Raw genomic sequence first — 26484 nt, forward strand, 5'->3', positions numbered from 1 at the left:
GCTTGCGGGCACGGTGACACCCATTTCTGGAACTATCGTGCTGTTTCAATCAATCGTTTTTGTCCTTTTACGATCCCTCTCCAAGCCCCATTGAGCTGCACGAATCAAAGGTTTCAGGGCGCGTCGGGATTTCTCACAAAAAGCAATGATGGCGCGTTGACTCTCCCCTTAAGGGGAGACTTTAGACTCCCGGCCCTCGATAGATCTGGCCTGAAAACCGCTTTTTTGGCCCGATGAATTTATTCGTTCAATGCGGCTTTTGTAGGGAAACAATCAATGAACAATCCGTTGGAATTGGACAGCGTTATCAGCAGTACACAGGAGATTCTTGCGCAGTTGCTGGTGTTGGACAGGGGCGACGTGACAGAGCACAGCAGCATCGTTGACGACCTCAGCGCCGACTCGCTGGACATCGTCGACCTGAGCTTCCAGCTGGGCCGTCAGTATGGTTGCACCTTGCCAAAAACCAGCGTGCTGGATCACGCGGTAGCGGTGTTCGGTGACGCCACCCGGTTTGTCGAAAAAGGCCGAATCACGCAGGACGGCGTGGCCTTGCTGGAGCAGAGCCTCAGCGCTTATGCGCCGGGCCAGTTGCATGCGGGCATGCAGCCGGGCGATGTCTTCTCGGCCACCACCGTGCGTAACTGGGCGCAGCAATGCCATAACGTGTTCAACTACCTCCCCGAGACCTGCCCTGAGTGTGGCGCGGTTCATGCTCAACTCAATGAACGCAAACAAGTGGTGTGTGGCGGTTGCAGTGCTCGCCTGACCCCTTTGGACGGTGACTCGATCTCACGTCTGTTGGTTGAGCAGTACGCGGCCACCCAGTTGAAGGCTTCGGCGTAGGGGTTGCCTTGATGCAGGTCCGAGAGGTTCTGGTCACGGGCTATGGCCTGGTGGCTCCCACGGTACTGGATGCGACCTCGCTGTTCACGACGATCAGCGAAAACCGTTCCTGCATTCGCCAGCACCCGGCGTTTGTCGAACTGGGGTTTGCGAACCCGGCGGCCGGATTTATCGATGAGCAACAATGGCAGGTCATCGCGGCGGCCTTTCCGGGCGACCTGCAAACCACCTCCCGCCAGGAATGGCTGGCGCATTACGTGGCCCGTCAGGCGCTGGCCCATGCCGGGTTGGCCGACGGCGCATTTGCCCGCGTCGCCAGCGGTGTTTTCGTCGGGGCCAACAAACATTGCGTCAGCGGTGATTTGCGGGACGCCAGCCGTTACATGGACGATCATGGGCGGGTCGATCTCGACCAGTACCTGGATAACCACACCCTCAGCGGTGGTGCGTTTGCCCGGCGGGTTGATCAGCAAACCCGCCATCTCGCCGAATGGCTGGGTGTACGTGACCATATCTCCACACATTCCGATGCCTGTGCCGCCGGCACCATGGCCATCGGCAGCGCCTATCGAGCGATCGCCCGTGGCGAGATCGACCTGGCGTTGTGTGGCGCGGTGGAGTTGATGGCCCATGAATTGTCCTACTACAGCTTTGATGGGCTGGGCGCACTCTGCCAGCGAGTTGACTTTTCCCCACAAGAACAGAGCCGGCCGTTCATGCCGGACCGCTGCGGTTTTGTGCTGAGTGAAGGGGCGGCGCTGTTGGTGCTGGAATCCCGCGAGCATGCCGAGCGTCGTCAGGCCCGTTCGCTGGCCCGGGTGCTGGGTTACGCGAACCTGTGCGAGGCAGAGAAAATCACCTCCAGCAGCCGCGACGGCAGCAAATATGCCGCCTGCATGACGGCGGCCCTGGCCGATGCCGGACTGACCGGTGCGGCTGTGGACCATGTAAATGTTCACGGCACTTCGACACAGGCCAATGACCGTTGCGAGGCCCTGGGCCTGGCGCAGGTCTTCGGCGAAAGCCTGGAGCAGATGACGTTCACCGCCAACAAATCTGCCGTAGGGCATTCGCTGGCCGGCAGTGGTGCCATTGAGGCAGTGCTGTCGTTGATGAGCATTCAATTGGGCGTGGCCTTGCCGACCCTCAATTTTCAGCCGGAAAAATCCGAATTTCCGGCGTTGAAATTCCTTTGCGAACCGTTGCAGCAACCGATCAATGTCGTGCTCTCCAACTCCTTCGGGTTTGGTGGCGTGAACAGTTCGTTGGTGCTGGGCAGGGCATGACATGACCAGATCCAATTCACTCGCTGTTTATATCACTGCTGCGTCGGTGCTCAACGCCGCCGGTACTGAATGTGCGTCTCGTGACAGCCAACCTCAGGCCGCGCAGCCGCTGGATTTCGACCCGGCACTTCGGGCCCATTGTGTCGCAGCGCCCGCCTTGCCGGCGGGTGTGTACGACCGCAAACTGTCCCGCAGCCTCGAGCCTCAGGGTGCGCGACTGCTGTACTGCGCCGGCCGTCTCGCCGAGACCTTGCGTGGGCTGGAACTGCCCGACGAGCGGATCGCATTGATCGCTGCCATTCCGGAAGTGGATGGCCCCAGCTCCTGCTGGGATGCAGTGCAGGCCATTGGCGCACAACCGGCAGATCTGTTGGCGCAATTCTTTGCCCACACACCGCCGCTGCATGCGCTGATGATGCTCAACAGCAGCGTCATGGCCCACGCGGCTGAGGCCTTGCGTTGCAAGGGGCCCATGGGCGGTTTCTGCTCCCAGGGCAATGCGGGGCTGGATGCTTTGATGGACGCCGCCGCCCATCTGAGCGAAGGCCGTGCCGATGCTGCCGTCGTCGTCAGTAGCAGTCCGAACATCACCCCGGCGTTGTACCTGCGTGACGCGACTCACCCCCCTGTGAACCCCGGCCCGTGGGTTTTCGGCGAAGGTGCTGCGGCACTGTTGCTGACGACAACCCCGGGCAGCGGTGCTCAACCTGCGTTGCGTATTGCCGGGTTTGCCCGTGGTTACAGCGCGCAACCCGAGCGTGGACTGGCAGTTGGTCGCGACGTCATCGAGCGTGCTTTGAGCAACGAAAAACTGCGCCTGAGTGATATCGGGCAAGTCGTCGCCGATGCACAGGATCCGCAGATTGCCGCGTTGTTCACCCTATCTGGGCACACCCTCGAACACTCCAAGGCGTTGGTAGGCGACTTGGGCGCCAGCGCCTTGCTCAGCGAAATCGCTGTGACCTGGGCACTGGATTGCAGCCGTTACACGCTGTTGCTCGAACATAGCCGAGGCGGACATTGGGGCGCGGTGCTGCTGGCCAGAACGTCGTCGGACACAGAGACAATGGAGAGTTACCCATGAGCCCCACACGGATCGTGATCACGGGCATGGGCGCCGTCACCGGCTTCGGTTTCGAGTGGCAGTCCATGTGGCAAAGAATGTTGGCCGGCGAGCATTGCATTCGGCCATGGCAACCGGAAGGCGTCGAGGCGGGTGCGTTCCCCGTGCGTTACGCAGCGCCCGTGGATATGGGCCTGATGCCGGCACACTTGAAAGACCATCCGGCCTGGGGATTGTCGCTGGAAAAACGCACCCGCTTTGGTTGGGTCGCGGCCACCCAAGCCATTGCCGATAGTGGCCTGAGCCCTGAACAGTTGCGTGGCGCGGCGGTATTGTCAGCGTCCGGCGCGCCTGCTCATCGTTTGCAGGACATGCTGCTCGGCCTGCCGGATAACCCGGCGCAGGCGCCGTCCTGGGCTCAATTGATGGCACGAAAGGCGCAGGTCGATCCTGACAGTTCACTGTGTCAGAGCAACGACCGACTTGCGCGGGTGATTGCCGATGGCATCGGCAGTGAAGGCCCGGTGATCAATATCAGCAGCGCCTGCGCGGGAGCGTCCCAGGCCATCGGCAATGCATTCCAGATGATCCGTCGCGGCGAGGTCGAGCTGGCCATTGCCGGGGGCGCCGATTCGGTGCTGAGCCTGGACACCATGACCGCGCTGTATCTGCTTGGCGCTGCCAGCAGCGAACAGCGTTGGGGCACCGAACTGTGCCGGCCGTTCGATCGCCATCGCAGTGGCTTGATTGCGGGTGAGGGCGGTGGTTTTGTCGTGCTCGAAACCCTCGAACGGGCGCTCGCCCGAGGGACAACGCCGTACGCCGAAGTGCTGGGTTTCGGCAGCAGCCTGGATGCCTACAAAATCACCGCACCCGACCCGCAGGGCCGGGGAGCGGTGCTGGCGATGCAGGCGGCCCTGACAGATGCGGGGCTTGCGCCGCAACAGGTCGATCTGATCAATGCCCACGGTACGTCGACACCCCTCAACGATGCCGCCGAAACCCTGGCGATCAAGACCCTGTTCGCCGAGCGCGAACATTATCGGCGGTTGCTGGTGACGGCCAACAAATCCCAGTTCGGCCACCTGATTGCGGCCGCCGGAGCACCGGAGTTCATGCTCACGGCCCTGGCCTGCCGGGATGATCGGGTTACACCAACCCTGAACCTGCATGATGCCGACGAACAATGCGACCTCGACTACTGCGCCCATCAAGCGGTCAAGCGCAAGGTCGACGTTGCCCTGAGCAACTCCTTCGGTTTCGGCGGCCTCAACACTTCCCTGGCGCTGGGCAAGTACCGGGAGGCGCCGCGATGAAACAGGCGGTCGCGATTGCCGGTGCGGGTTGCGTGTTGCCCAGCGGCTGGGGTGTCGAGTCTTTCTGGGCGGCCGCAACCGAAGGGCGCAGTGCAATTACGGCGCTCAACGCCCGACGGTTCAGCAGTGAACGCGTGGTGGCGTTCGGGCAAATTCAGGATCAGGACCACCAACGCAGCCGACAAGACCTTGCGCAAAACCTTCAGCGTTACTGCACGCCGGCAGTAATCTGGGGTGTCAGCGCGGTTCGTCAGGCGTTGGAAGAAGCAGGCCTGGCCGATGATCAGCCGGATGTCCGTTTCGGTTTGTATTGCTGCCAGGGCGGCTACACCCATCCGTCTCTGGAATCCTACGCCGAGTTGTTGCTCGGCTGTCGGCAGGACGGCGTCGCCGACATGGCGGCGTTCGCCAAACGGATCCTGCAAGACCGTGCCCAGGACCCTTTTCTGGTGCTCAAAGGCTTGAGCAACTGCTTGCTGGGTGTCACCAGCCTGGCGCTGAAACTGGTGGGTGAGTGCAACGCCTATATGCAAGGTGTCGCCGGCAACCTGGCAGCCTTGCGTGAGGCTACGGCCGCTTTGCAGGATGGCCGAATTGACGCGGCAATCGTTGTCGGTGCGGGCAGCGAGCTGGATGCCCTGGCGCTGTCCGGGTTGGTCCAGGCGGGTGTCATCAGCGCCAACGGCTCGAACTCTCTGCTGCCGTTTGACCTTCGGGGCACCGGCGGCATTGCCGGGGAGGGCGCGGCGGCACTGGTGCTGCGCCGGCGCGAAGACCTGCCGGCCGGTCCTCAGGTGTGCCTCGCCGACATGACGGCCCATGCCGCCCTCGGTCACTTGAGCCTGCCCGACAGCCCTACCGATATGTTGGTGTGCAGCGGCACCGGCGATGCGCACAAAGACCGCGTGTTGTGCAAGACGCTGGCCCTTGCGCGCGCCTCGCACATTACCAGCGGGTTGGCGATCAACGGCATTCTCAGCGCGGCGCCGAGCCTGGTGGATCTGATGCTTGCGCGTTGCGCATTGCAGGCCCAAAGCGTGCCGCCGATTGCCGGTTTGCAGCAGCCAGTGGCAAACCTGCCGTTCATTAAGGGCGCGCCCCACACCGCGAGCCTTGCGCATTGCCTGGTGCTGAACCGCGACGACAACGGATTCAGCGCCGCCTATCAGGTGCTTTACAGCGCAAAGGTCACTCGGGACTGCCGCTGACTACCGCCTCTTTTTTACTTTCAAGGGATATGACTGTCATGGATTATCGCGATTTCGTTCGGCCCAAATTCGTCGGCCTGCTCCAGGCACTGGGCCTGGAGTGTGAATTTCAGCGCGCCCTCGGTAGCCAGTTGTTCTACCGCAACCCCAAGGGCGACATGGTCACGGTCACCGACTTTCTCGGCGGTTACGGTGCGGCTCTGTTCGGCCACAACGACCCACAGTTTGTCGATCAGCTATGTGCGCTGCTGCGCAGCGACGTGCCGTTCAACGCACAAATGTCGATCCGCGGTGCGGCCGGGCAATTGGGGCGGGCGCTCAGCGACGCCTTCAATCGCGAGCTGAAGAACACCGAACGTTATATTTCGACTTTTTCCAACAGTGGCGCGGAGGCGGTGGAAATTGCCGTCAAGCACGCGGAGTTCCGTCGCCAGAAGAACCTGCAAAAGCAGTTCGACGACATCGATTTCACCCTGGCCAGCCTGACCGCCAGCGAGCGCGCTTACCGCGAGCTGGATGTGGCCGACCTCGACCTGCCTGCAGGTGTCCTGCCGGCCACCCTGAACAGCGTGACCTTGCGTCAGGTAGTTGAAGCCGTTCGCCAACACAACCTGGCGCAGTTGCACATCGAACCGGTATTCATCGCCCTGCGCGGCAGTTTCCACGGCAAATTGGTCAATACCGTGCAACTGACCTATGGCCGTCAGTACCGCGCGCCGTTTGCCCGTTTTGGTCTGAACGTCGAGTTCATCGACCCACAGCAGCCCCATCAGTTGCAGGAGTTGCCGGCCCGACACACGCACCATTGGTTGAGCCTGCAATGGGACGGCGACCACCTGAACGTGCTGCAACTGCCGTTCAGTGCGATTACCGCCGTGTTGGTGGAACCGATTCAGGGCGAAGGCGGTATCAACGAGTTCGCGGCCGAGTTCTACCTGGGGCTGCGCAAGCTGTGTAACGAGCAACAATGCCCGCTGGTGGTCGATGAAGTGCAGTCGGGTTTTGGTCGCGCCGGGACGTTTCTTGCCAGCAGCCAGTTCAACCTGCAAGGCGACTATTACTGCCTGTCCAAGGCCCTCGGCGGCGGCTTGATGAAAATCGCCGCGACGGTGATCCGCAGCAGCCACTACGAAGGTGAGTTCAGCTACATCCACAGCTCGACCTTCGCCGAGGACGATCCGTCCTGCCATATCGCGCTGTCGGCATTGCGCCGGTTGTTTGCCAATGACGACGCGATGCTCAAGGACATACGCACCAAGGGCGCCTACCTCAAAGCTTCGCTCAATGAACTGAAGATGGCCTACCCGGATGTGATCGCCGATGTGCGCGGGCGTGGCTTGCTGGTGGGTTTGGAACTGCACGACTTGAGTGTCAGCAGCTCGCTGGTACAGGCGTCGGCCCAGTACAACGATGCCCTGGGTTACTTGATCGCCGGTTACCTGTTGCAATTCGAGGCGTTGCGGGTAGCACCGTCGGGCAGCAACTCCAACGTGATTCGCCTGGAGCCACCAGCCTGTATCACCCTGAGCGAAATCGACGGGCTGATCGGTGCCCTGCAACGGGTCTGCGACATGCTGCGCCGTGGCGATGCGTTGCCGTTGGCGGCGGGTATCTGCGCGGACTCGATGCCCGCCGTGCCAGCCCGTCAGGACGATTTTCGGGTGGCTGAGCCCGTTGAAAACATCGATGCCAAAGTCGAGGTCGTCGCTCGGGTAGCGTTCATCAACCACCTGATCGATGCCGATATCCTCGGTGACGTCGATCCCTCGCTGGCAGCCCTGAGCCCGGAACAAAAACGCACGTTCATCAACCGCACCAAGCCTGAACGCCGCGCTGTGCCAGTTGGCCCGGTGATCATTCGGTCGCGCCTCGGTATGGCGGTGGAGTTCACGTTGTACCCGCTGTGCATGGATTCGGATGCCATGGCCGAATACATCCGCAGCGGTGACCTGGACAGCATTCGCGAAGAAGTCGGCAGACGTGTCACCGATGCCCGCGCCGATGGCTGCAACATCGCCGGCCTCGGGATGTACACCTCGATCGTCACCAACAATTGTCAGGCGCTGAAGATTGCCGACATGGCGCTGACGTCCGGCAATGCCCTGACCATCGGCATGGGGCTCGAAGCCATCGAGCAAGGCTGTGTACAGCAAGGTCTGGCACTGCGCGAGCAAACCGCTGCCGTTGTCGGTGCCGCCGGTAACGTTGCGTCGACCTATGCCTCGGTGCTGTCCGCCACCGTCGCTCACCTGATTCTGATCGGCAGCGGTCGTGACGGCTCGGTTCGGCGCCTGGAGAAAACCGCGCAGCAGATTTATGCCGACGCGGCCCGTTCGATCCTCAAAGGCACGGCCGAACACGACCGGTTGGCGCAGCGACTGCTGGCACTTGAGGGTTTTGGTGGTTTGTTGCACTCACATGGACAAAAAGCCGACCTCGGTTTGCACATCGCCCGTCTGGTGGACGAGCGCCTTGGCGCGAACGCCTTCATCACGGTCACCAACGATCTCGACGCCCTCAAGGGCGCACGGATTGTCCTGTGCGCTGCCAATGCGCCTCAGCCGTTCCTCGGTGCCGAACATTTTGCCGAGCGCAGCGTGATTTGCGATATCGCCGTGCCGCTGAACGTCCACCAAGACCTGCCGAGCCAACGCGAAGACGTGCTCTACATGCACGGCGGTATCGTCCAGACGCCGTTCGACGACGGCCTGGCGCCAAACGTGCGGGCCTACCTGAAAAAAGGCCAGCTGTATGCGTGCATGGCCGAGTCGGTGTTGATGGGCTTGTCTGGCATGAGCCAGCACGGCTCCTACGGCGATATCAGCCGTGAGCAAGTTCAGCAGGTCCGCGCACTGGCCGCGACCCACGGCTTTACCCTCGCGCAATTCAAAACTCAAAACTCACTTTAAGGAGCGGTCATGACTCAGAAAATAGCTGTCGTGACCGGCGGCAGCCGCGGCATTGGCAAGTCCATCGTGCTGGCCCTGGCCGGCGCGGGTTATCAGGTTGCCTTCAGTTATGTGCGTGACGAGGCGTCAGCCGCTGCCTTGCAGGCGCAGGTCGAAGGGCTCGGCCGGGAGTGCCTGGCCGTGCAGTGTGATGTCAAGGACGCGCAGAGCATTCAGGCGTTTTTTGAGCGGGTCGAGCAACGTTTCGAGCGTATCGACTTGTTGGTCAACAACGCCGGTGTTACCCGTGACGGTTTGCTCGCCACGCAATCGTTGAGCGACATCACCGAGGTCATCCAGACCAACCTGGTCGGCACGTTGTTGTGCTGTCAGCAGGTGCTGCCCTGCATGATGCGCCAACGCAGCGGGTGCATCGTCAACCTCAGTTCGGTGGCTGCGCAAAAGCCCGGCAAGGGCCAGAGCAACTACGCCGCCGCCAAAGGCGGTGTAGAAGCATTGACACGGGCACTGGCGGTGGAGTTGGCGCCACGCAACATCCGGGTCAACGCGGTGGCTCCCGGCATCGTCAGCACCGACATGAGCCAAGCACTGGTTGGCGCCCATGAGCAGGAAATCCAGTCGCGGCTGTTGATCAAACGGTTCGCCCGGCCGGAAGAAATTGCCGACGCGGTGCTGTATCTGGCCGAGCGCGGCCTGTACGTCACGGGCGAAGTCTTGTCCGTCAACGGCGGATTGAAAATGCTATGAGCCAGGCACGCACGATTGTGATTACCGGCGCGGCCAATGGTATTGGCCGCGCCGTCGCGGAAAATTTTGCAGCCCAGGCCGAGCACCTTTTGATCTTGCTTGATCGGGATCTGGCAACCTTGCAGAGCTGGGTCACCGAGGGCGCGTTTGCCGCTCGCATCGAAACCCATCAAGCGAATATCGCCGATCTCGCCAGCCTGCAACTTCTGTTCAAGGGCCTGGCCAACCGGGTCGGTTTTGTCGATGTGCTGGTCAACAGCGCCGGGGTCTGCGACGAGAACGAACCCGAAGACCTCGACAACTGGCACAAGGTCATTTCGATCAACCTCAACGGCACCTTTTACGTCACCTCGTTGTGCCTGCCACTGATGGCGGATGGTGGGCGAATCGTCAACATGTCGTCGATCCTCGGCCGAGCGGGCAAGGTTCGCAACACCGCTTACTGCGCCTCCAAGCACGGCATCATCGGCATGACCAAAGCCTTGGCGCTGGACCTGGCGCCACGGCGAATCACCGTCAATGCCATCCTGCCCGCCTGGATCGACACACCGATGCTGCAAGGCGAATTGGCGGCTCAAGCGCGCATCGCCGGGATCACCCACGAGCAAATCCTGCGCAATGCCAAGAAGAAGTTGCCCCTACGGCGCTTCATTCAGGGCGACGAAGTGGCGGCCATGGTCCGTTATCTGGCGAGCCCGCAGGCGAGTGGTGTCACGGCGCAAAGCCTGATGATCGACGGCGGTGCCGGGTTGGGAATGTAACCATGGCTCGACTGGGATTGAACCGCGGCCTTTTGGCCGCGCTGGTCAGCCTCGGCTCGCCAGTGGCGATCGCCGAGTGGTTGCCGGAGCATCATGAAGCGGAGATCGGCGTTGCCACGGCCGTGCGTCTGCACGGTGACGACAAGGTCACGCAAAAGGCCGTGTACCTGAAGTTCAGCCTGGAGGATGCCTGGGACAGCGGCTACTACAAGGCCAAGGGCCGAGCCCGTTACGACTTCCGTTATGACGGCAACAACCCCTACAGCGCGCAAGCCCGGGACGATTACCGGGCCACTGCCGATTGGCGGCACCTTTACTGGGGGCTCTACGTCGGTGACGGCGAACTGACGGTGGGCTGGCAGCAGGTGGTGTGGGGGCGTGCAGATGAATTACGGGTGCTCGATCAGATCAACCCGCTGGATTATCGCGAGGGTGTGATCGGTCTGTTGGAAGACAGCCGCATTGCCGTGCCGATGATTCGCATGGTGCAGCCGGTCGCCGAGTGGGAGCTGGAAGCGCTGGTGATCACTGATTTTGTGAAAAACCAGGCGCCGGCCGTCGGCAGCGAGTTCGATGCACCGATCTTTGCCACACCCGATCCGCAGATGTTTGTGGTCGATTCGCGGCCCGGTTATGACGGTCACAGTGGCTTCGGTTACGGCGCCAGTGCCAACGGCCGGATCGGCACGGTGGATGTCAGCTTCGTTGCCCTCAACGCCCGCCAACAGGACCCGGTTTACGCCGTCGAAGGCCAAACCGAAGAGGGCCTGATTCGCCTCGAACGGCAATTTCCGCGCTATTCCATGGGCGGCGCCAGTGTGGCCATCGATGCCGGCCACAGCATCGTGATACGCAGTGAAGTTGCCTACTTCGACAATTGGCGCGTCACCAATCCTTACCGCGCTTACGGCAGCGACCAGACGGCGATGACCAAGTCGCTGCTGGGCGTCGATTACCTATTGCGGGACTGGCTGATTTCGACGCAGTGGCAACACCAGCGGCTGCTCGACTGGCAGCCCGGCATGGTCCAGGACAAACGCGACGACCTGTTCACCGTGTCTGCCGAGGGCTCGCAGCTCCAGGATCGTCTCAAGACCCGTCTGGTTTTCGGCATGTCGCCGCCAGCGCAGGACGACAGTTTCGTTCAGGGGATCTTCACCTACAAACCGGTGGACTGGCTCAAGCTGGGGCTCGAAGTCGATGTGTTCTTCGGCAAGCCCGACCGCCAGTTCGGTGCGTACGCCAACCGCGACCAGGTGCGCTTGTCCGCCGGTTATCTGTTCTGACCACACCGGTGCGGTGTGCGAACCACTCAAACCATGAAAAGGAAATCGCGATGTTGCCCATCTTCAAGACCCTGACTGCAAGCGCACTGCTGCTGAGCGCCGCTGCCGCCATGGCAGCTGAAACACGCACGGCCGACGATATCATCCGCCAGGCCCGGGACCGCGATGACGGCAAGAGCTTCATGTCCCAGGTGTCCCTGATCCTGATCGACAAGCAAGGTAACAGCCGCATCCGCGAGTTCAGCTACCTGCAAAAGGATTATCCGGACAGCGACAAGTTCACCATGTATTTCTCCGCGCCGAGTGATGTGCGTGACGTCGCCTTCCACATCGAAAACCCGCGGGAGGCCCTGGGCCTCGAAGACAGCCAATGGATGTATTTGCCGGTCAGTCGACAGACCCGAAGGATTTCCACCACCGACAAACGTGGGGCGTTCATGGGTAGCGACTACTCCTATGCCGACCTCGACAAGATTCGCGCCGAAGACTATCGCCAAACGCTGGTTGGCGAAGAGCAGTTGCAGGGTCGCGATTGCTACGTGATCGAGCGTGAGCCGGCGACGCCAGCCGTGCTGGCCAAGACCGGCTACAACAAGCTCAAGGTCTGGATTGACAAGAAGAACTCACTGGTGCTGCGCCAGGACTTCTTCGATGTAAAAGGTGTGATGTTCAAGCAGATGCGCACCCTGAAGACTGAAACCATCGACCAGATCGACAGCATTACCTTCAGCGAAACCGAAGATTTCATCGCCGGTACGCGCTCTCAGCTGCGCTTCAACCAGTTGCAGTACAACGTCGCGCTGGACGACCGCCTGTTCACGCAGACCGCGATCAAGCGCGGGCTGAAAGCCGGCGACTTGCCGGAATACGCCGTGTCTGCCCGCTAAGCGCCGCTTTCGTTTCATCTGGAACCCTCATTCATGGAAAGATACCTGAACTTCGTCGAGCGCTATGCGCGGGCAATTGTGTTCGTGCTGGTGGCGATCACCGCCTACTTCACCTACACCCTCGGCGCGCTGATGTCGGACACCAATCCGTATCTGCTCAAGGACACTCACCCGGCGCGCAAGACGATCATTGACTTGCAGCGCGAGTTTACCGGCACGTATGACTCGGTCATGGTGGCGCTGAGCAACCCCGAGAGTGTCTTCAACACCACGTCGCTGAACGCTCAGTTCGAACTGTCCCAGGCCATACGCCGGTTGATGCTGGCGAACGATGAGGACCGTGTCGAACTGCAGCGCATCGTCGGCCTCCACAGTGGCGACCATGAGGCCCAGGGTTTGCTGGTGCAGATCCTCGCCGAGGGTTTTTCGCAGAACGATTATGCTGCCGCCAAAGCGCTGCGCGACCATGCGATTGCCCGGCACTGGGACAGCCATGACCTGCAGTTCCTGAGCTTTCTTGCCGAGCGGCTCAACCCGATCCAGGAAATGGCCTCGATGGCTGACCTGGAGAACATCAGCTTGAGTGCCGATGGCGAGTTGTGGATCCACAAGACCCTGCACGCCCTGGATATGGACCCGATCAAGGTCGAAGCGCAGATCATGGGCAACGAGCAGATGGTCGGCGGCGTCGTCTCGGCGGACAAGAAAGTCGCCATGGTCGTCGCCGAACTGGGCACCAAACAGGATGACGCTCAGGCCCAGTTGCGTGCCTATCACCAGGTCCGCGAGATCATCGCGAAGTACCAGGCCGCTCACCCGGAGTTCACCGATGAGGTGTTCATCGCCGGCATGCCGATTTTCATTGCGGCACAGCAGGAAATCATCGATCACGACCTGGCGATGCTGTTCCCGATCGTGTTCCTGTTGGTGACCTCTCTGCTGGTTTTCTTCTTTCGCAAACCACTTGGCGTGGTGCTGCCGCTGTTCAATATCCTGTTCTGCACCATCTGGACCCTTGGCCTGATGGCGCTGCTGCGTGTGCCGATGGACTTGCTCACCAGTGTCTTGCCAGTGTTCCTGTTTACCATCTGTTGTGCCGACGCGATCCACGTGATGGCCGAGTATTACGAACAGCTCAATGCGGGTAAGTCTTTCCGCGAAGCCAACCGTGAAACCCAGCGCCTGATGGTCACGCCCGTCGTGTTGACAACGGTCACGACGATTGCGACGTTCCTGATTTCCACCACCAACAACATTGTCAGCATCCGCAACTTTGGCGTGTTCATGTCCATCGGCCTGACGGCGGCGCTGATCATCTCGTTGCTACTGATTCCGGCGTGGATTTCGATCTGGGGCAAAGATGCCGTCCCGCGCAAAGTGCAACTGAAAGAGTCGCTGATCTCCCACTATCTGGTGGTGTTCTGTGCCTGGCTGATTCGCTGGCGCAAACCGGTACTGCTGGTGACCCTGCCGTTGTTGGCGATGATGACGGTGTTCACGTTCAAGGTGGATATCGAAGATTCGGGCATTGCCTACTTCAAGAAGGACAGCCCGGTGCGGATGTCCGACGAGTTCATCAACCGGGCCGGAGTCGCGGGTACATCGCCGGGCTGGATCGCTTTCGACACCCATACGCCGCGTGGCGCGCTGACCACTGAAACCGTGCAGTTCCTCGAACGTCTGGACCAGTTCATCAAGGCTCAGCCGAACGTGAGTTACACCTATTCGGTGGCGACCTACATCAAGCGCATGAACCTCGTGCTCAACGACATGAACCCTGCTTTCCTGCGGGTGCCGCAGGCGGTGGAGCAGGTGACGGTGGTCGATGATGACGGGAAACCGGAGACCTTCGATGTCGATGGCAACTCGCTCATCGAACAACACATCATGATGTTCGAGAACGGTGGCGGCACTGACTTGCAGAACGTGCTCAATGCCGATTATTCGAAGGCGGTGACGCTGTTCACCATGACTTCCTCTGTGGCGGGCGACTACCAGGCGATGCTCGATAAACTGGACGCCTGGCTGGCCATCAACAAACCGGCCAACCTGCAAGTCACCCACGCCGGTACGCCGTACATATGGACCGGCGTGTTGCAGGAAATCACCCAGGGTCAGGTGCTGAGCTTCTCGCTGGCGTTGCTGGCCGTGACCTTGATGATGATGTTCTGGCTCAAGTCAGTACGCCTGGGCATCCTCGGCATGCTGACGTTGCTGACCACGTCGGTGACGGTGTACGGCAGCATGTACCTGTTGGATATCGAGTTGAACATCGGTACCACACTGGTGACGTTCCTGGTGGTGGGCGTGGTGGATTACGCCGTTCACCTGCTGTCACGGATCAAGATGCTGGTGCAGAAGGGCATCGAGATCGACGAGGCCATCCTGGCGGCGATGCAGGGCGTTGGGCGCTCGACGGTGGTCAACGTCGTGATCTTCTCGATGGGCTTTGTCGCGTTGCTGTTCTCCGCCTACAAACCCGTCATTGACCTGGGTGTATTGGTGATACTGGCGCTGTCATCCAGCGGCTTCATGACCATTTTGTTGGTCACGCTGATTTCGCCGTGGTTCTTTGCCTCGATTGTGCCGCAGCCAGCAGTGCAAGAGGGCGAGCAGCCGAGGGGTGGGGCTGTGCCAGGCTAAATCGCCGGGGCGCCTGCGTGCTGGAAACGGCACGGGGCGCCATGGCCGTTCAGGGGTGGCGGTGCGGATTCAGCGGGCTTTTTCCAGGTGTTCGAACTGGCATTGCATCTGAGCATCCTTGAGGCTCAGCTCAAACTCAACCAAGCCGTCATGCACTTGCTGCAAGGCCTGGATCTGCCCCATCAATTCCTGCTTTTTGTTATCGATGGCCTGCATGGCCAGATCCCAGGGCAGCTCCTGGCCGCGATGATCCTGCAGAATGGCCTGCATTTCCTTGAGCTTGAAACCCAGTTGCTGAGCGCATTTGATGAAGGTCAGCAGCTCTACGCTTTGTTGGCTGTAGATGCGGTACTTGCCTTCGCGTTGCGGGGGAGGCAACAGGCCGATTTCTTCGTAATGTCGAATGCTCTTGACGGTGGTGCCCGACAGCTGGGCTGCTTTGCCGATGTACATGAAAATCCCTTTTTTTGACGCAGCAGAAGCGAAAAGATGTCGCGCGCTCGTACAGGCGCGCGACATCTTTGCACAAGCGTCAGGGGCTGGGAAGCCACGTTCGACGAGGTGTCACGGCAGGGAGGCTCGGCTGGGCTGCGCAGGGCAGGGCCCGACCGGGGCCGATCAGTGACTGGCGACTGCCTGGACCTGTTTTAGCCAGGCTTCACGCTGTTTCGGCTTGGAGCCCAATACCGGACCGAAGGTCAGGGTTTTCAGGGGTTTTATGCCGCAGAACTCCAGGGTGGTCTTGCGCATTTGGTGCAGGCCCGGCATGCGATACACCCACCGGTAGTACCACGGCGGCGTGTCCATGGTCACCAAAAGGTGAGCCGTGCGGCCCTTGAGCAGCTTATCCGGGAAGGGCGAGCCCTTGCGGTACTTGAAGGCAAAACCGGGTAGAAACACGCGGTCGAAGAACCCCTTGAGCAACGCCGGAATGCCGCCCCACCAGATCGGGTACACCAATGTCAGGTGTTCGGCCCAGGTAATGTCGTTCTGTGCGTCGATCAAATCGGGTTCAAGCAGCTGGATCTGGTTATAGCCATCGTGCAACACCGGATCGAAATCCAGAGTGTCCAGGCGCAGCAGGCGCACCTCATGGCCTGCTTGCTTGGCGGCCTCGACATAACGTTCGGACACAGCGCCGCAAAAGCTGTCGTTCGAAGGGTGGCCGAGGATTACGAGCATGCGTTTGCGCTTCATGACAAACTCCAGGTAATGAAGTGCCAAGGGTAAAGTCTGCCCCTTACGGTAGAGTCAAGCCTTGTCGGATAGCGGTAGAGACAAACAGTCCCGCAGCGCTCGGGTGTAGCCCGGTAAACCGTCGAATGAGCGGGCGCAGAAATGCAATCGATGCCGACGCAGTGGACATGGCAGTGTCCGGCAACAGGACTAGAGCATGTCAAAGCCAGAAAACCAGGGGACTGCCCTGGTGTTCAATAATCCTCGCCTGCAAATCGAGCTTTTCTAAGCCTAGAAGTCAGCCGTTGCCGGGTGCTGGGTGATTTGTTTGGAGTTTCCCTAAAGACTGTCAGGGTCGCCGGAGAACGGGTCGTTCTGCTCGGCCCGGTCGGCGGCTTCTTGCAATTTGCGTAGCTCTAAAGTCACACCTTCATGGAACAATGGTGTCCAGCTATGTCGCAGCATCAGATCGCGACCTCACCGTCGATATCTTCGTCCAGATTTACAGCGTGGCCCGCATTGGCGAGCATGGTTTGCGCCAGGTCTTCTGGCAGGGTGGTGAGGTTGCGCCCGCTTCGGATATCAGCCTCCAGCAAATTCGAGGTCAACGTGGCGATTCCGTGGATAGCAGGCATGAGCGTACATCCCAGATGTATTGATTGAATGGTAAGGAATAATCCCTACGTGGCCGATCCTGGTTTTCTGCTGGTAAAGCATAGGCGGGGAGGACGCTCAGTAATGCCGTAGTATGATTTACACCACCTCTCGGGACACGATCCTCTAAAGACTCTCAGGGTCCCCGAAGAACATCTGTATCCGCGACCGCAGCCACCGCTCCGCCGGGTCATTGTCCTGTGCCCCGCGCCAGGCCATGTGCAGTTCGAAACTGCGCACGGGTATCGGCAGGTCCTCGGCCCGCAAGCCGCCGGCGGCCGTCAGTGCATCCGCCGTGTAGTCCGGTACCGTTGCCACGATATCGGTGCCTGCCAGCAAGCTCCCCAGCCCGTTGAACTGCGGCACCGCCAGCACCACATGGCGCTTGCGGCCGATTTCTTCCAGGGCTTCGTCGATGAACCCGGACAAATCCCCGGCAAACGACACCAATGCATGGGGCCGGGCGCAGAAGTCATCCAGGGTGATGCTGCCGGGTACGCTGTCGGCGCGCAGCAGTTTCGGTGTGCTGCGGCGCAACACCTTGCGCTTGGCGTTGGCCGGCAGTTCGCTGGTGTAGCTGACCCCCACCGATATCTCGCCCGAGGCCAGCAGGGTTGGCATCAGCAAGTAGTTGACCCGTCGCACCACCAGCACGATACCGGGCGCCTCGGCGCGAATGCGCTTGAGCAGTTGCGGCAGCAAGGCGAACTCGGCGTCGTCCGACAGGCCGATGCGGAACACCGCATTGCTGGTGGCTGGGTCGAATTCGGCGGCGCGGCTGACTGCAGTGGAAATCGAATCCAGTGCCGGTGACAGCAGGGCGAAGATCTCGTGGGCCCGTGCCGACGGCTCCATGCTACGCCCTGTGCGCACGAACAGCGGGTCGTCGAACAGGTTGCGCAGGCGCGACAGCGCCGCGCTGATGGCCGGCTGACCGAGAAACAGTTTTTCTGCGGCACGGGTCACGCTGCGCTCGTGCATCAGCGTTTCGAACACGATCAGCAGGTTGAGGTCTACACGACGCAGGTCGTTTCGATTCATCGGTGCGCTTCGCCTAATGTGGGGCAGAGGTGAATCTTAAGGCCAAAGGCTGTTACCCTGCACGGGTTTAGGGGGACCAATCGCAGGGAAAGTCAGGTGCCCAATCGATGACAAGCATGTCGACTATTAATGACCACTGATGGTCTAACGGGTAAAGCCCGGATAGAGTCAGTGGTAATTAGAGGTTCACAAAGGCGAGGTATGCGATGTCCCGCATGATCCGTTTCCACAAGTTCGGCGCTGCTGACGTGCTCCGTTGCGAAGAGCAGGCCGAGCCGTCACCCGCTGCCGACGAGGTGCAGATCCGCGTCGAAGCGGTTGGCGTCAGCTGGTATGACGTGCTTTGGCGCCAGAACCTGGCACCGTCCCAGGCGCGTCTGCCAGCGGGGATCGGCCACGAAATGGCCGGGGTGGTGACAGCGGTCGGTGAAGGGGTCGATGACATTGCCATCGGTGACCGGGTCGCCAGCTTCCCGGCCACCAGTGCCAACGACCACCCGGTGTACGGCGATGTCATCGTACTGCCCCGTACAGCCATCACTCGCTACCCTGATGTGCTCACCCCGATCGAAGCCAGCGTGCACTACACCCCGCTGCTGATCGCCTACTTCGCCTATGTCGACCTGGCACGGGCCAAGGCCGGGCAGACAGCACTGGTCACCGATGCCAGCCACTGCGCCGGGCCTGCCTTCGTGCAGCTGGGCAGGGCCCTGGGGTTGAAAGTGTTCGCCGCCACCAAGGAAGCGGAGCAGCGTGACTACCTGCTGAGCCTGGGCGCAGACAAAGTGATCGTGACCGAAGAGCAGGACCTGCTGCTGCAGATAGGCAAGTACACCGATGGCCGCGGCGTGGACATGGTGCTCGATGGCATGGGCGGCCCACAGATGTCGCTGCTGGGTGATGTGCTGGCGCCGCGTGGCAGCCTGGTGCTGTACGGGCTGCAAGGCGGCAACCAGACGCCGTTCCCGGCCTGCGCGGCATTTCAGAAGAACATTCAGTTCTATGTGCACTGCATCGGTAATTTCACCGGCAAGCCAGAGCTTGGCATCAGCCAGGACCAGGTGGCACTGCAGCGTGCCTTGCGCGATATCAACCAGTTCACCGCCGACCAGTTGCTGACACCACAGATCATCAAGGTGTACCCGTTCGAGCAAGTGGTTGAGGCGCATCGCTACATGGACCAATGCCCGTGTGGTGGGCGCGTCGTGCTGGACATGGCGCAACACTGACGGTGGATGGCGCAAAGTGACATACCCGGGCAAGCTCCCGGGTTTTTTATGCGCGAGGTAAAGTTATTCAACACTTAAAAGTAGGATTGTTCCTACAATAAATCCCGATACGGACTACATATAAGTCCGTATCTTTCGGGTTGTCAGAAATATCCCGCCAAATAATCAGCCTTGAACGCTTTTGCATTGCGAGTCACTGTGAGCTGACACGGATGCTGAATGGTTTTTTTACCCTGAACTGTATCTTCAATTCGCGCTGCCTCCCTATCGATAATGGCCCAATGATAGTTTGTGCAAGGAACGTGGGATGAGCATGGCTATGCCTGATATAGAGCAGCATGTGACAGCGACAGGCCATCGCAGCGGTGGTTTTTTCTCGATGGCTTGGCGACAGTGAAGGGTTACGTCATTACTTTCATTTTGTTGTAGGAAATTTCTTCTAGGTAAGTTTGGCGCATGCCCACGTTCATATGTTGGGTGCCGCATGCGCTGGCTGCATGAAGTTGATGAGGTGATTGCGTGACTGCTATTCACGACCAGGCGATGCATTATATCTACCAGCAAGTTCTCGAGCGCTTGTTGAACCACATGTCCCAGGCGCAGCGCGCCTCCCTGCAGTTGCTGATACAACGCCTGTTGGTCGCTGCGGGCGGGCCCGAGTACATCGGTACTTTCAGCTTGCAGGTATTGCAAGGCAGCGACCGCCACAGCAGCCGGCTGCTGGCCATGTTGCGTGCCGCGCAACTGAGCATTGCCTTGCGTTCGCCAGTAACCTTCCAGCTACGGGTACTGGTGGTCAGCCTGCCGGTAGCCGATAACGCCACGCTGGAAGCTCACGAGCGCAGTTTTAGCGCGTTGTTCATGCAGGATGACCCGCGGGTGCAATTGCAGATGATCGAGGGGCGCGCAGTGGTGCCGTTCAGCCGTCGGCTCTCGGTAATGCCTGAGCGCTGGCTGCTGGCGAGGGACGCGATGTTGGTGTTCGGCCACATGATCGATGCCAGGCCTGAAGCCCTGCTGGGTTGTCGCCTGCACCTGGAGCTGGCGGCGGCCGTGGTTCAGGCGCTGCAGGCAGCGGTGCCTCCCGATGCGTTGGTCACCGCCATGCCCGGGCTGCAGCGGCGCCGATACCTGGCGTGGGCCCGGCGTAGCCTGCGCCTGGCGGGCGTAAGCGGCCCGCATGCAGTGCACCAGTGCCTGGCGGCGCTGGCCCAAGGGCTGAGCCGATTGCACGGTGCTGTCGGGGGCGCACCGGGTGGTCAGCACGAGCCGGTTCCAGGCGCCGTACCGGAGCGTGCGCCGGTGCGGCTGATTGCTATTGATGACCTGTTGCCGCACTTGCTTGAAGAGCAGCAGCTTGACGCCATGTTGGGTTGTCACTTCGAGACGGCTGCGGATGCTTTGCCGCTGTCCGAATTTGTCGACTCGCTTGCCACCGCACAGCTGCATGAACTGCGCGTCCGCAGTCTGGAGCCGCTGGCCGGGCGCCCAGCGCTGAAGCTGGCTGGGCAGGCGGGTGGCAGCAAGCAGAGTGACGTCGCGCCGTTGTTGTTTGGCAAAGCCTACGGCCTTAACCAGGCCCAACTGGTGTGCCTGCTGTTCAGCCCGTTTGCCAGGCAGGGGAAAAACCTCGAGCGGTTCTTGCAGTGTCGGCACGCCGACATGGTGGTGGCGTTGCCGTACCTGCACAGGGCCTTGCAAGGCAAACCCTGCCCCGATGCAGTCAAAGCCTGGCTGGTAAATACCAGTGGCTTGCCGTTGGGGCAACTGCGGCAAATTTATGATGGACAGTTGCCGTTGGCGGGATGGCGCCTGCTTAATAACCTGGCCCGCCGCGATGTACACCTGAGGCTTCTGCCACAGCTGGCGTTGGGGCGGCGGCGTGGTGCTGCGGGGCTGCCCTGATGGGGCGAGCGGTCCCAGGCGAGTTCGCGTATCGCAAGGTGTATCGCTACCTGGAAGCGTTGATCGAACAAGCTGCAGGCGTTGGCACATGCCGGTTGCCGTCATTGCGTGAGCTGTCCCGGCGGCTGCGGGTGTCGTTGGCCACGGTACAAAGTGCCTACAGCCTGCTGGAAGAGGAGGGCCGTGTACACTGCCTGCCGAGGTCGGGCTATTACGTACAAAACGATGGCAAAGATCAGGCTGTGGCCGTGGCCGTGGCCCGGCAGCCTCCCTTGCCAACGCAGCCACTGTTGGAGCGCATGCTGCTTGGTCACGAACGGCGTTTGGCCCGTCAGCGTGATCGCAGCGTTGCGTCCTGGGGAGCGCTTGGTAGCGCCCGTTTGCGCAATGCTGTGGCTGAGCGATACACCCGCTGCTCCAATCAGTACTGGCATGCCGATGATGTGCAGCTAGCCCCCGATGTGCTCGCGTTGCTGGAGACGCTGCTCGCGGCGCTGGCCATGCAAGGTGGTACGGCATTGGTGCACTTGCCCTGTTGCTCGCAAGTGTTGCGGGCATTGGCGCGTGCCGGCATGCGCGTGCTGGAGGCACCAATGGATGCCCGCGGCAACCCCGAGCTGCACGCCTTGGCCAAGCTGCTGGGTAGCGAGCCGGTAAGCCTGCTGGTCATGCCATCTTGCCTGGGCATGCCACAAGGGCGGCTGGTTTCACCGTATTACCAGCAGCAGCTTGGGCTTTTGCTGGGCCAGCACCCTGTATGGCTGCTGGAAAACGACCTGGACAGCGAACTCTGTTACGACGGGCCGCCGAGCACCCGTCTGCGTGACTGGATCGACCCGCGCTGGCTTTTGGTGATGGGCACGTTCGAGGCCGCAGTGGGGGCAGAGGCACCGTATGCCTATTTACTGAGCCGTGACACGGTGTTGGCCAAGGCATTCGCTGAACGGGCGTTTCGGCTTGCGCCGCTACGTTTGCAGGCGCTTGCTCACATGCTCGGCAAGGGGGAAATCGAAACGCAGCTCGTACAGCAGCGCACAGACTTGCAAAGGCGTACGCAATACCTGGCGCATGTGCTGCAGTCGCAATTCGGCCAGCAGGTGGTCTTCGAGATGCCGAAAGGTGGGCAAATGCTGTGGGTGAGCTTTTCCCAGCCGCTGGCGTGGGACGGTATTGCCGCAGCGTTGGCAGGGTCTGCATTGCACGCACTAGCGGGCGAACAGTTCGGCCTGCAGGGGCTTTACCCTCAACACCTTGCGCTGATCTGGCTGGGGGGGAGCCCGGATGAACTGCAACTGGCGGTAAGGCGACTGGCGCAGGCGCTTGAGGTGCGCTGTGGGCGAAACACCCGCTTCTCTGGTTGAAATGGCGGGCGGGATGGCTGGCACAACTGAACAGGCGTGAACGCTAAGGGGCTGCAGTGCAGCCCCTGAACCCCTGGCTGATCGTGACGCGACCTGCGGCGCTTGTCATGGATGGGTATCTGTATGTATAAACAGTGCCTGTTGCCGCCATCTGACTTTCGCCCGTGATCGCCCATTCCGTCGACGACCCGTTCTACTACCTGCATAACTTCCGCCAGGTCGTGCTGTGGGTCGAACAGCGCTATCAGGACCTGCTCGATGACCAGGAACTGGCCTTCATCCGTGCCTTCAGCCAACTGCAAGCGCCAGCCCAGGCCTTGATGGTGCGCATGGTCATGCGCAAGGGCGAGTTGTTTCGCAGCGATCGGCTCGACTACGCCGAAATCGGCGATACTGCGCTGGCGCTGCAGCCGTTGCTGGCCCTCGGCTGGGTACGGGAGCCCGAGCAACTGGACCTTGAACAGCTGTTCGCGTTGCTGCGCAAGGAAGAACTGGCCCGCTGCTTCGCCCGGCAACTGAGCCGCCCGCGCGCGGCCAAGCATGAGTTGTTGGCACAGCTGCAACCCCTGGCGTTGGCGGCCCGGTCACTGGTCGAGTGGTTTCCTGGCAGCGAGGTGCGCATCCTCCAGTGGTGCCTGCAACCTCTGTGCGACCGCATCCGTCTGCTGTTCTTTGGCAACCTGTACCAGGACTGGTCAGACTTCGTCCTCGCCGACCTGGGCTTGCTGCGTTACGAGCAGGTGCCGTTCAGCGCCGATTCGCGTGCCTTGCAGCAGCGTGACGATGTCGACCTGGCCATGGCCCTGCACCGGTGCGCCGAGCGCCTGGAGCAGGGCGGCGACCCCCTGCCGATCCTTGCCACCCTGCAGGGCCTGCACAGCAACAACCCCTGGCTGGCCCGGCGCCATGCGCGGCTGCAATTCGCCGTGGGCCAACAATGCGAACGCCTGGGGGAATGGGACCTGGCCACGGCTGTGTATGCGCAGTGCAACCATCCCCAGGCGCGCATTCGCCAGGTGAGGGTACTGGAGCGCAGCGAACAGTGGCACCAGGCCCATGCACTGGCGTTGCAACTGGCTGCGGCACCTGCCAACGCGCTGGAGGTGCAGGCGCTGCAACGCATGCTGCCACGCCTGGCGCGCAAACTTGGCGGCCCGCCACAGCGGCGTCAGCGCACCAAGCCGCTGGAACTGATCGAGCTCGAACTGCCCCGCGGGCACGCTGCGCTGGGCGTTGAAGAAGCCGTGCGTCAGCACCTGATGCAAGAGGGGGGGCAGGCGCATTACGTGGAGAACACGCTGTTCAACAGCCTGTTTGGCCTGTTGTGCTGGGAGGCCATCTTCGCCCCGGTGCCCGGTGCATTCTTCAACCCGTTCCAGGCCGCGCCACAGGACCTGCACGACAGCGACTTCCAGCAACGGCGCAGTGCACTGTTCGAACGCTGCCTCGGGAGGCTCGACGAGGGTAGCCATCGCCAGGCGATTCTCGACTGCTACGTGGCCAAACAGGGGCTGCAGTCGCCGTTCGTGTTCTGGTCCATGCTCAGCGAGGAACTGCTGGAGCAGGCCCTGGCTTGCCTGCCGGCCGCTGTGCTCAAGCAATGTTTCCTGCGCCTGTTGCAGGACATTCGCAGCAACCGTGCCGGCATGCCCGACCTGATTCAGTTCTGGCCCGAGCAGGGCCGTTATCGCATGGTCGAGGTCAAAGGCCCCGGTGACCGGCTGCAGGACAATCAGCTGCGCTGGCTGGAGTTCTGCAGGCAACACGGCCTGCCGGTCGCGGTGTGCCACGTGCGCTGGAGCGAAACGCCTTGAGCTACAGCGTAGCGGTGCGCGCCTTGTGTGAGTTCAGCGCCAAGGTCGGCGACCTGGACCTGCGCTTCACGCCATCGCCCACCGCCCAGGAGGGTATCGAAGGGCATCAGCGGGTGGTGGCACGGCGCGCTGCTGGCTACGAGTCGGAAATCACCCTTGAAGGCCAGTTCGAAACCCTCAAGGTGCGGGGCCGTGCCGACGGCTATGACCCTGGCAGCAATCGCCTGGAAGAGATCAAGACGCACCGTGGCGATCTGGCGCGCCAACCGGCCAATCACCGTCAGTTGCACTGGGCACAGGCCAAGGTCTACGGCTGGTTGATGTGCCAGGCTCGACAACTGCCCGCCATCGAGGTGGCGCTGGTGTACCTTGACGTGGACAGCGACGGCCAGACGCTGTTCACTGAGCACTGTTCGGCTGCCGAGTTGCGGGCTTTTTTCGAAACCCAGTGCCAGCGCTTTCTGGGCTGGGCCCGAGGGCAGCAACGACGCCTGGCCGAACGTGACCAAGGCCTGCTGGCGCTGAGTTTCCCCTACCCACAGTTCCGAAAGGGCCAGCGGCAGTTGGCTGAAACCTTGTACAAGGCGGTGAGCACCGGCCGTTGCCTGATGGCCCAGGCCAGCACCGGCATTGGCAAAACCCTCGGTACCTTGTTCCCGCTGCTGAAGGCCATGGTGCCGCAGCAGCTGGACAAGGTGTTTTTTCTCACTGCCAAGACACCTGGCCGGGCGCTCGCCCTGGATGCCATGCGCCAGATCACCGATGCCGCGCCGCAACCTGCCCTGCGCACACTGGAGCTGATCGCCCGCGATAAAGCCTGTGAATACCCGGACAAGGCCTGTCATGGTGAGTCCTGCCCGTTGGCCGCAGGTTTCTACGACCGTTTGCCGGCTGCGCGCGAGGCCGCCGCTGCACTGCCGTTGCTCGACCGCGCCACCCTGCGCGAAGTGGCCTTGGCGCACCAGGTGTGCCCGTACTACCTGGGCCAGGAGATGGCGCGCTGGGCCGATGTGCTGGTCGCTGACTACAACTACTACTTCGATGCGCATGCTTTGCTGTTCGGCCTGACCCAGCTGAACCAGTGGCGAGTGGCAGTGCTGGTGGACGAAGCGCATAACCTGGTCGAGCGTGGGCGCGGCATGTACAGCGCCAGCCTTGACCAGGGCCAGCTGCTGGCGTTGCGCCAGAGCAAACCGCCTGGGCTGGTCAGTGCGTTGGACCGCCTGAACAGGCAGTGGAACGCGCTGTATAAAGAGCAGCGTGCGCCGTACCAGGCCAGCGAGTCGCTGCCTGAAGGGCTACTGCGCGCCCTTCAGCAGTGCGTCGGGCTGATCCAGGAGCAGATGAACCAGACACCCACGCACATGGACCCCCAGGTGTTGCAGTTCTACTACCAGGCCCTGCAGTTCTGCCGGGTTGCCGAGTTGTTCGACGAGCACTTTCTGTTCGACATCAGCCAGCGCCAGGGCCCGCGCAAGCGGCGGCTGGCCACGCTGTGCCTGCGCAATGTCACCCCGGCGCGGCTGCTGGCACCACGCATGCAGGCGGCGCGCAGTGTGACGCTGTTTTCCGCCACGCTGAGCCCACGGCACTTCTACAGCGACCTGCTGGGCATGCCAGCCGATACCGCCTGGCTGGACGTGGCCGCGCCGTTTCGTGCCGAACAGTTGGAAGTGCGCATTGCTAGCCAGGTGTCCACCCGTTACCAACAGCGCCAAGCCTCCCTGGCGCCGATCGTTGACCTGATTGCCCGGCAGTATGAGCGCATGCCGGGTAACTACCTGGCGTTCTTCAGCAGCTTCGAATACCTGCAACAGGTGGCGGGGCTGTTGGCCGAGCAGCATGGCCAGATTCCGCTATGGTCACAGGCGCCGGGCATGGACGAGGCGGCCCGCCAGGCATTTCTCGATCGCTTTGTCGCCGATGGCCGAGGTGTGGGCTTTGCCGTATTGGGCGGTGCTTTCGGCGAAGGGGTGGATTTGCCCGGCACGCGGCTGATTGGCGCGTTTGTTGCCACGCTGGGGCTGCCTCAGGTCAACCCGGTCAATGAGCAGTTCAAACAGCGCCTGGGGCGGCAATTTGGTGCGGGTTTCGATTACGCGTATCTCTACCCGGGCGTGCGCAAGGTGATCCAGGCGGCGGGCCGGGTTATTCGGGGTGACCAGGACCGTGGCGTACTGGTGCTGATCGACGAACGCTTCGCCGAGCCCCGGGTGCAGCAGATGTTTCCGGGGTGGTGGGCGGCGGCTATTGTCTAGCAATACTTTGGCTCTGGCGATCAGTCGTAATTGGGGGGGATCAAACCACCCACCAAGCGCCCCTCACGGCACACTGATGCAAGGCGGCCCAAGC

The 26484-nt window shown here is 61.4% G+C and carries 19 protein-coding genes and 2 pseudogenes; 16 read left to right on the forward strand and 5 right to left on the reverse strand.

Annotation, left to right across the window (positions count from 1 at the left end; translation table 11 throughout):
- Positions 1 to 276: 276 nt before the first annotated feature.
- The 11 genes from LVS58_RS08805 to LVS58_RS08855 all read left to right on the forward strand — a co-directional run bounded on the left by LVS58_RS08805 (position 277) and on the right by LVS58_RS08855 (position 14952).
- Positions 277 to 846: an acyl carrier protein gene (locus LVS58_RS08805; protein WP_233690740.1), complete on the forward strand. Its 570-nt coding sequence runs from the start codon at positions 277 to 279 to the stop codon at positions 844 to 846.
- Between the two features lie 11 nt (positions 847 to 857).
- Complete coding sequence (locus tag LVS58_RS08810; RefSeq protein WP_233690741.1) at positions 858 to 2132, forward strand: beta-ketoacyl-[acyl-carrier-protein] synthase family protein; 1275 nt, start codon at positions 858 to 860, stop codon at positions 2130 to 2132.
- Between the two features lie 157 nt (positions 2133 to 2289).
- The gene (locus LVS58_RS08815) at positions 2290 to 3216 is read left to right on the forward strand and encodes a beta-ketoacyl synthase (RefSeq protein WP_233690927.1); all 927 of its coding nucleotides are present in this window, start codon (positions 2290 to 2292) and stop codon (positions 3214 to 3216) included.
- Positions 3213 to 4511 (forward strand): beta-ketoacyl-[acyl-carrier-protein] synthase family protein, encoded by a 1299-nt coding sequence (locus LVS58_RS08820; protein WP_233690742.1) that lies wholly within the window; start codon positions 3213 to 3215, stop codon positions 4509 to 4511. The genes LVS58_RS08815 and LVS58_RS08820 overlap by 4 nt, the downstream gene beginning before the upstream one ends.
- Entirely contained in the window at positions 4508 to 5719 is a 1212-nt protein-coding gene (locus LVS58_RS08825; protein ID WP_233690743.1) for a beta-ketoacyl synthase N-terminal-like domain-containing protein, read from the forward strand. The genes LVS58_RS08820 and LVS58_RS08825 overlap by 4 nt, the downstream gene beginning before the upstream one ends.
- Before the next feature lie 38 nt (positions 5720 to 5757).
- Complete coding sequence (locus LVS58_RS08830; RefSeq protein WP_233690744.1) at positions 5758 to 8628, forward strand: aminotransferase class III-fold pyridoxal phosphate-dependent enzyme; 2871 nt, start codon at positions 5758 to 5760, stop codon at positions 8626 to 8628.
- A 9-nt stretch (positions 8629 to 8637) separates the two neighbouring features.
- Complete coding sequence (locus tag LVS58_RS08835; protein WP_233690745.1) at positions 8638 to 9375, forward strand: SDR family NAD(P)-dependent oxidoreductase; 738 nt, start codon at positions 8638 to 8640, stop codon at positions 9373 to 9375.
- The gene (locus LVS58_RS08840; RefSeq protein ID WP_233690746.1) at positions 9372 to 10136 is read left to right on the forward strand and encodes an SDR family NAD(P)-dependent oxidoreductase; all 765 of its coding nucleotides are present in this window, start codon (positions 9372 to 9374) and stop codon (positions 10134 to 10136) included. Before LVS58_RS08835 ends, LVS58_RS08840 begins: the two co-directional genes overlap by 4 nt.
- Positions 10137 to 10138: 2 nt before the next feature.
- The gene (locus tag LVS58_RS08845) at positions 10139 to 11422 is read left to right on the forward strand and encodes a DUF1302 family protein (protein WP_233690747.1); all 1284 of its coding nucleotides are present in this window, start codon (positions 10139 to 10141) and stop codon (positions 11420 to 11422) included.
- Positions 11423 to 11472: 50 nt separating this feature from the next.
- On the forward strand, positions 11473 to 12309 hold the full coding sequence (locus LVS58_RS08850) for an outer membrane lipoprotein-sorting protein (protein WP_233690748.1): 837 nt from the start codon (positions 11473 to 11475) through the stop codon (positions 12307 to 12309).
- A gap of 33 nt (positions 12310 to 12342) precedes the next feature.
- Positions 12343 to 14952: an efflux RND transporter permease subunit gene (locus tag LVS58_RS08855; RefSeq protein ID WP_233690749.1), complete on the forward strand. Its 2610-nt coding sequence runs from the start codon at positions 12343 to 12345 to the stop codon at positions 14950 to 14952.
- Positions 14953 to 15021: 69 nt separating this feature from the next.
- Here the strand turns inward: LVS58_RS08855 and LVS58_RS08860 are convergent, their stop codons facing one another.
- From LVS58_RS08860 to LVS58_RS08880, 5 genes and pseudogenes are all read right to left on the reverse strand, one after another.
- Complete coding sequence (locus LVS58_RS08860; RefSeq protein WP_003253954.1) at positions 15022 to 15405, reverse strand: MerR family transcriptional regulator; 384 nt, start codon at positions 15403 to 15405, stop codon at positions 15022 to 15024.
- A gap of 165 nt (positions 15406 to 15570) precedes the next feature.
- A complete protein-coding gene (locus tag LVS58_RS08865) occupies positions 15571 to 16149 on the reverse strand; it encodes an NAD(P)H-dependent oxidoreductase (protein WP_233690750.1) in 579 nt (192 codons plus the stop codon).
- 345 nt (positions 16150 to 16494) lie between these two features.
- Positions 16495 to 16593, reverse strand: a pseudogene (locus tag LVS58_RS08870) (toxin YhaV); the annotation flags it as partial.
- Positions 16593 to 16724: pseudogene (locus tag LVS58_RS08875) on the reverse strand (type II toxin-antitoxin system PrlF family antitoxin); the annotation flags it as partial. The pseudogenes LVS58_RS08870 and LVS58_RS08875, both read right to left, overlap by 1 nt.
- 184 nt (positions 16725 to 16908) lie before the next feature.
- Positions 16909 to 17823 (reverse strand): LysR family transcriptional regulator, encoded by a 915-nt coding sequence (locus LVS58_RS08880; RefSeq protein WP_233690752.1) that lies wholly within the window; start codon positions 17821 to 17823, stop codon positions 16909 to 16911.
- A gap of 206 nt (positions 17824 to 18029) precedes the next feature.
- On the opposite strand from LVS58_RS08880, the gene LVS58_RS08885 reads away from it, so the two are divergent.
- From LVS58_RS08885 to LVS58_RS08905, 5 genes are all read left to right on the forward strand, one after another.
- Complete coding sequence (locus tag LVS58_RS08885) at positions 18030 to 19052, forward strand: zinc-dependent alcohol dehydrogenase family protein (RefSeq protein WP_233690753.1); 1023 nt, start codon at positions 18030 to 18032, stop codon at positions 19050 to 19052.
- 519 nt (positions 19053 to 19571) lie between these two features.
- Positions 19572 to 20957 carry a hypothetical protein gene (locus LVS58_RS08890; protein WP_233690754.1) on the forward strand — a complete coding sequence of 462 codons (1386 nt, stop codon included), beginning with the start codon at positions 19572 to 19574 and terminating at the stop codon, positions 20955 to 20957.
- A complete protein-coding gene (locus LVS58_RS08895) occupies positions 20957 to 22318 on the forward strand; it encodes a GntR family transcriptional regulator (protein WP_233690755.1) in 1362 nt (453 codons plus the stop codon). The genes LVS58_RS08890 and LVS58_RS08895 overlap by 1 nt, the downstream gene beginning before the upstream one ends.
- Before the next feature lie 164 nt (positions 22319 to 22482).
- Positions 22483 to 24132 carry a VRR-NUC domain-containing protein gene (locus LVS58_RS08900; RefSeq protein WP_233690756.1) on the forward strand — a complete coding sequence of 550 codons (1650 nt, stop codon included), beginning with the start codon at positions 22483 to 22485 and terminating at the stop codon, positions 24130 to 24132.
- A complete protein-coding gene (locus LVS58_RS08905) occupies positions 24129 to 26390 on the forward strand; it encodes an ATP-dependent DNA helicase (RefSeq protein ID WP_233690757.1) in 2262 nt (753 codons plus the stop codon). The genes LVS58_RS08900 and LVS58_RS08905 overlap by 4 nt, the downstream gene beginning before the upstream one ends.
- The last annotated feature ends 94 nt before the right edge of the window (positions 26391 to 26484 follow it).

Origin of the sequence: Pseudomonas sp. JR33AA, assembly GCF_021378985.1 — a bacterium.
Taxonomy (GTDB): Bacteria; Pseudomonadota; Gammaproteobacteria; order Pseudomonadales; family Pseudomonadaceae; genus Aquipseudomonas; species Aquipseudomonas alloputida.

Coding starts and splice junctions, on each gene's coding strand:
- LVS58_RS08805 (WP_233690740.1), top strand. CDS start 277: ATGAACAATCCGTTGGAATTGGACAGCGTTATCAGCAGTACACAGGAG.
- LVS58_RS08810 (WP_233690741.1), top strand. CDS start 858: ATGCAGGTCCGAGAGGTTCTGGTCACGGGCTATGGCCTGGTGGCTCCC.
- LVS58_RS08820 (WP_233690742.1), top strand. CDS start 3,213: ATGAGCCCCACACGGATCGTGATCACGGGCATGGGCGCCGTCACCGGC.
- LVS58_RS08825 (WP_233690743.1), top strand. CDS start 4,508: ATGAAACAGGCGGTCGCGATTGCCGGTGCGGGTTGCGTGTTGCCCAGC.
- LVS58_RS08830 (WP_233690744.1), top strand. CDS start 5,758: ATGGATTATCGCGATTTCGTTCGGCCCAAATTCGTCGGCCTGCTCCAG.
- LVS58_RS08835 (WP_233690745.1), top strand. CDS start 8,638: ATGACTCAGAAAATAGCTGTCGTGACCGGCGGCAGCCGCGGCATTGGC.
- LVS58_RS08840 (WP_233690746.1), top strand. CDS start 9,372: ATGAGCCAGGCACGCACGATTGTGATTACCGGCGCGGCCAATGGTATT.
- LVS58_RS08845 (WP_233690747.1), top strand. CDS start 10,139: ATGGCTCGACTGGGATTGAACCGCGGCCTTTTGGCCGCGCTGGTCAGC.
- LVS58_RS08850 (WP_233690748.1), top strand. CDS start 11,473: ATGTTGCCCATCTTCAAGACCCTGACTGCAAGCGCACTGCTGCTGAGC.
- LVS58_RS08855 (WP_233690749.1), top strand. CDS start 12,343: ATGGAAAGATACCTGAACTTCGTCGAGCGCTATGCGCGGGCAATTGTG.
- LVS58_RS08860 (WP_003253954.1), bottom strand. CDS start 15,405: ATGTACATCGGCAAAGCAGCCCAGCTGTCGGGCACCACCGTCAAGAGC.
- LVS58_RS08865 (WP_233690750.1), bottom strand. CDS start 16,149: ATGAAGCGCAAACGCATGCTCGTAATCCTCGGCCACCCTTCGAACGAC.
- LVS58_RS08880 (WP_233690752.1), bottom strand. CDS start 17,823: ATGAATCGAAACGACCTGCGTCGTGTAGACCTCAACCTGCTGATCGTG.
- LVS58_RS08885 (WP_233690753.1), top strand. CDS start 18,030: ATGTCCCGCATGATCCGTTTCCACAAGTTCGGCGCTGCTGACGTGCTC.
- LVS58_RS08895 (WP_233690755.1), top strand. CDS start 20,957: ATGGGGCGAGCGGTCCCAGGCGAGTTCGCGTATCGCAAGGTGTATCGC.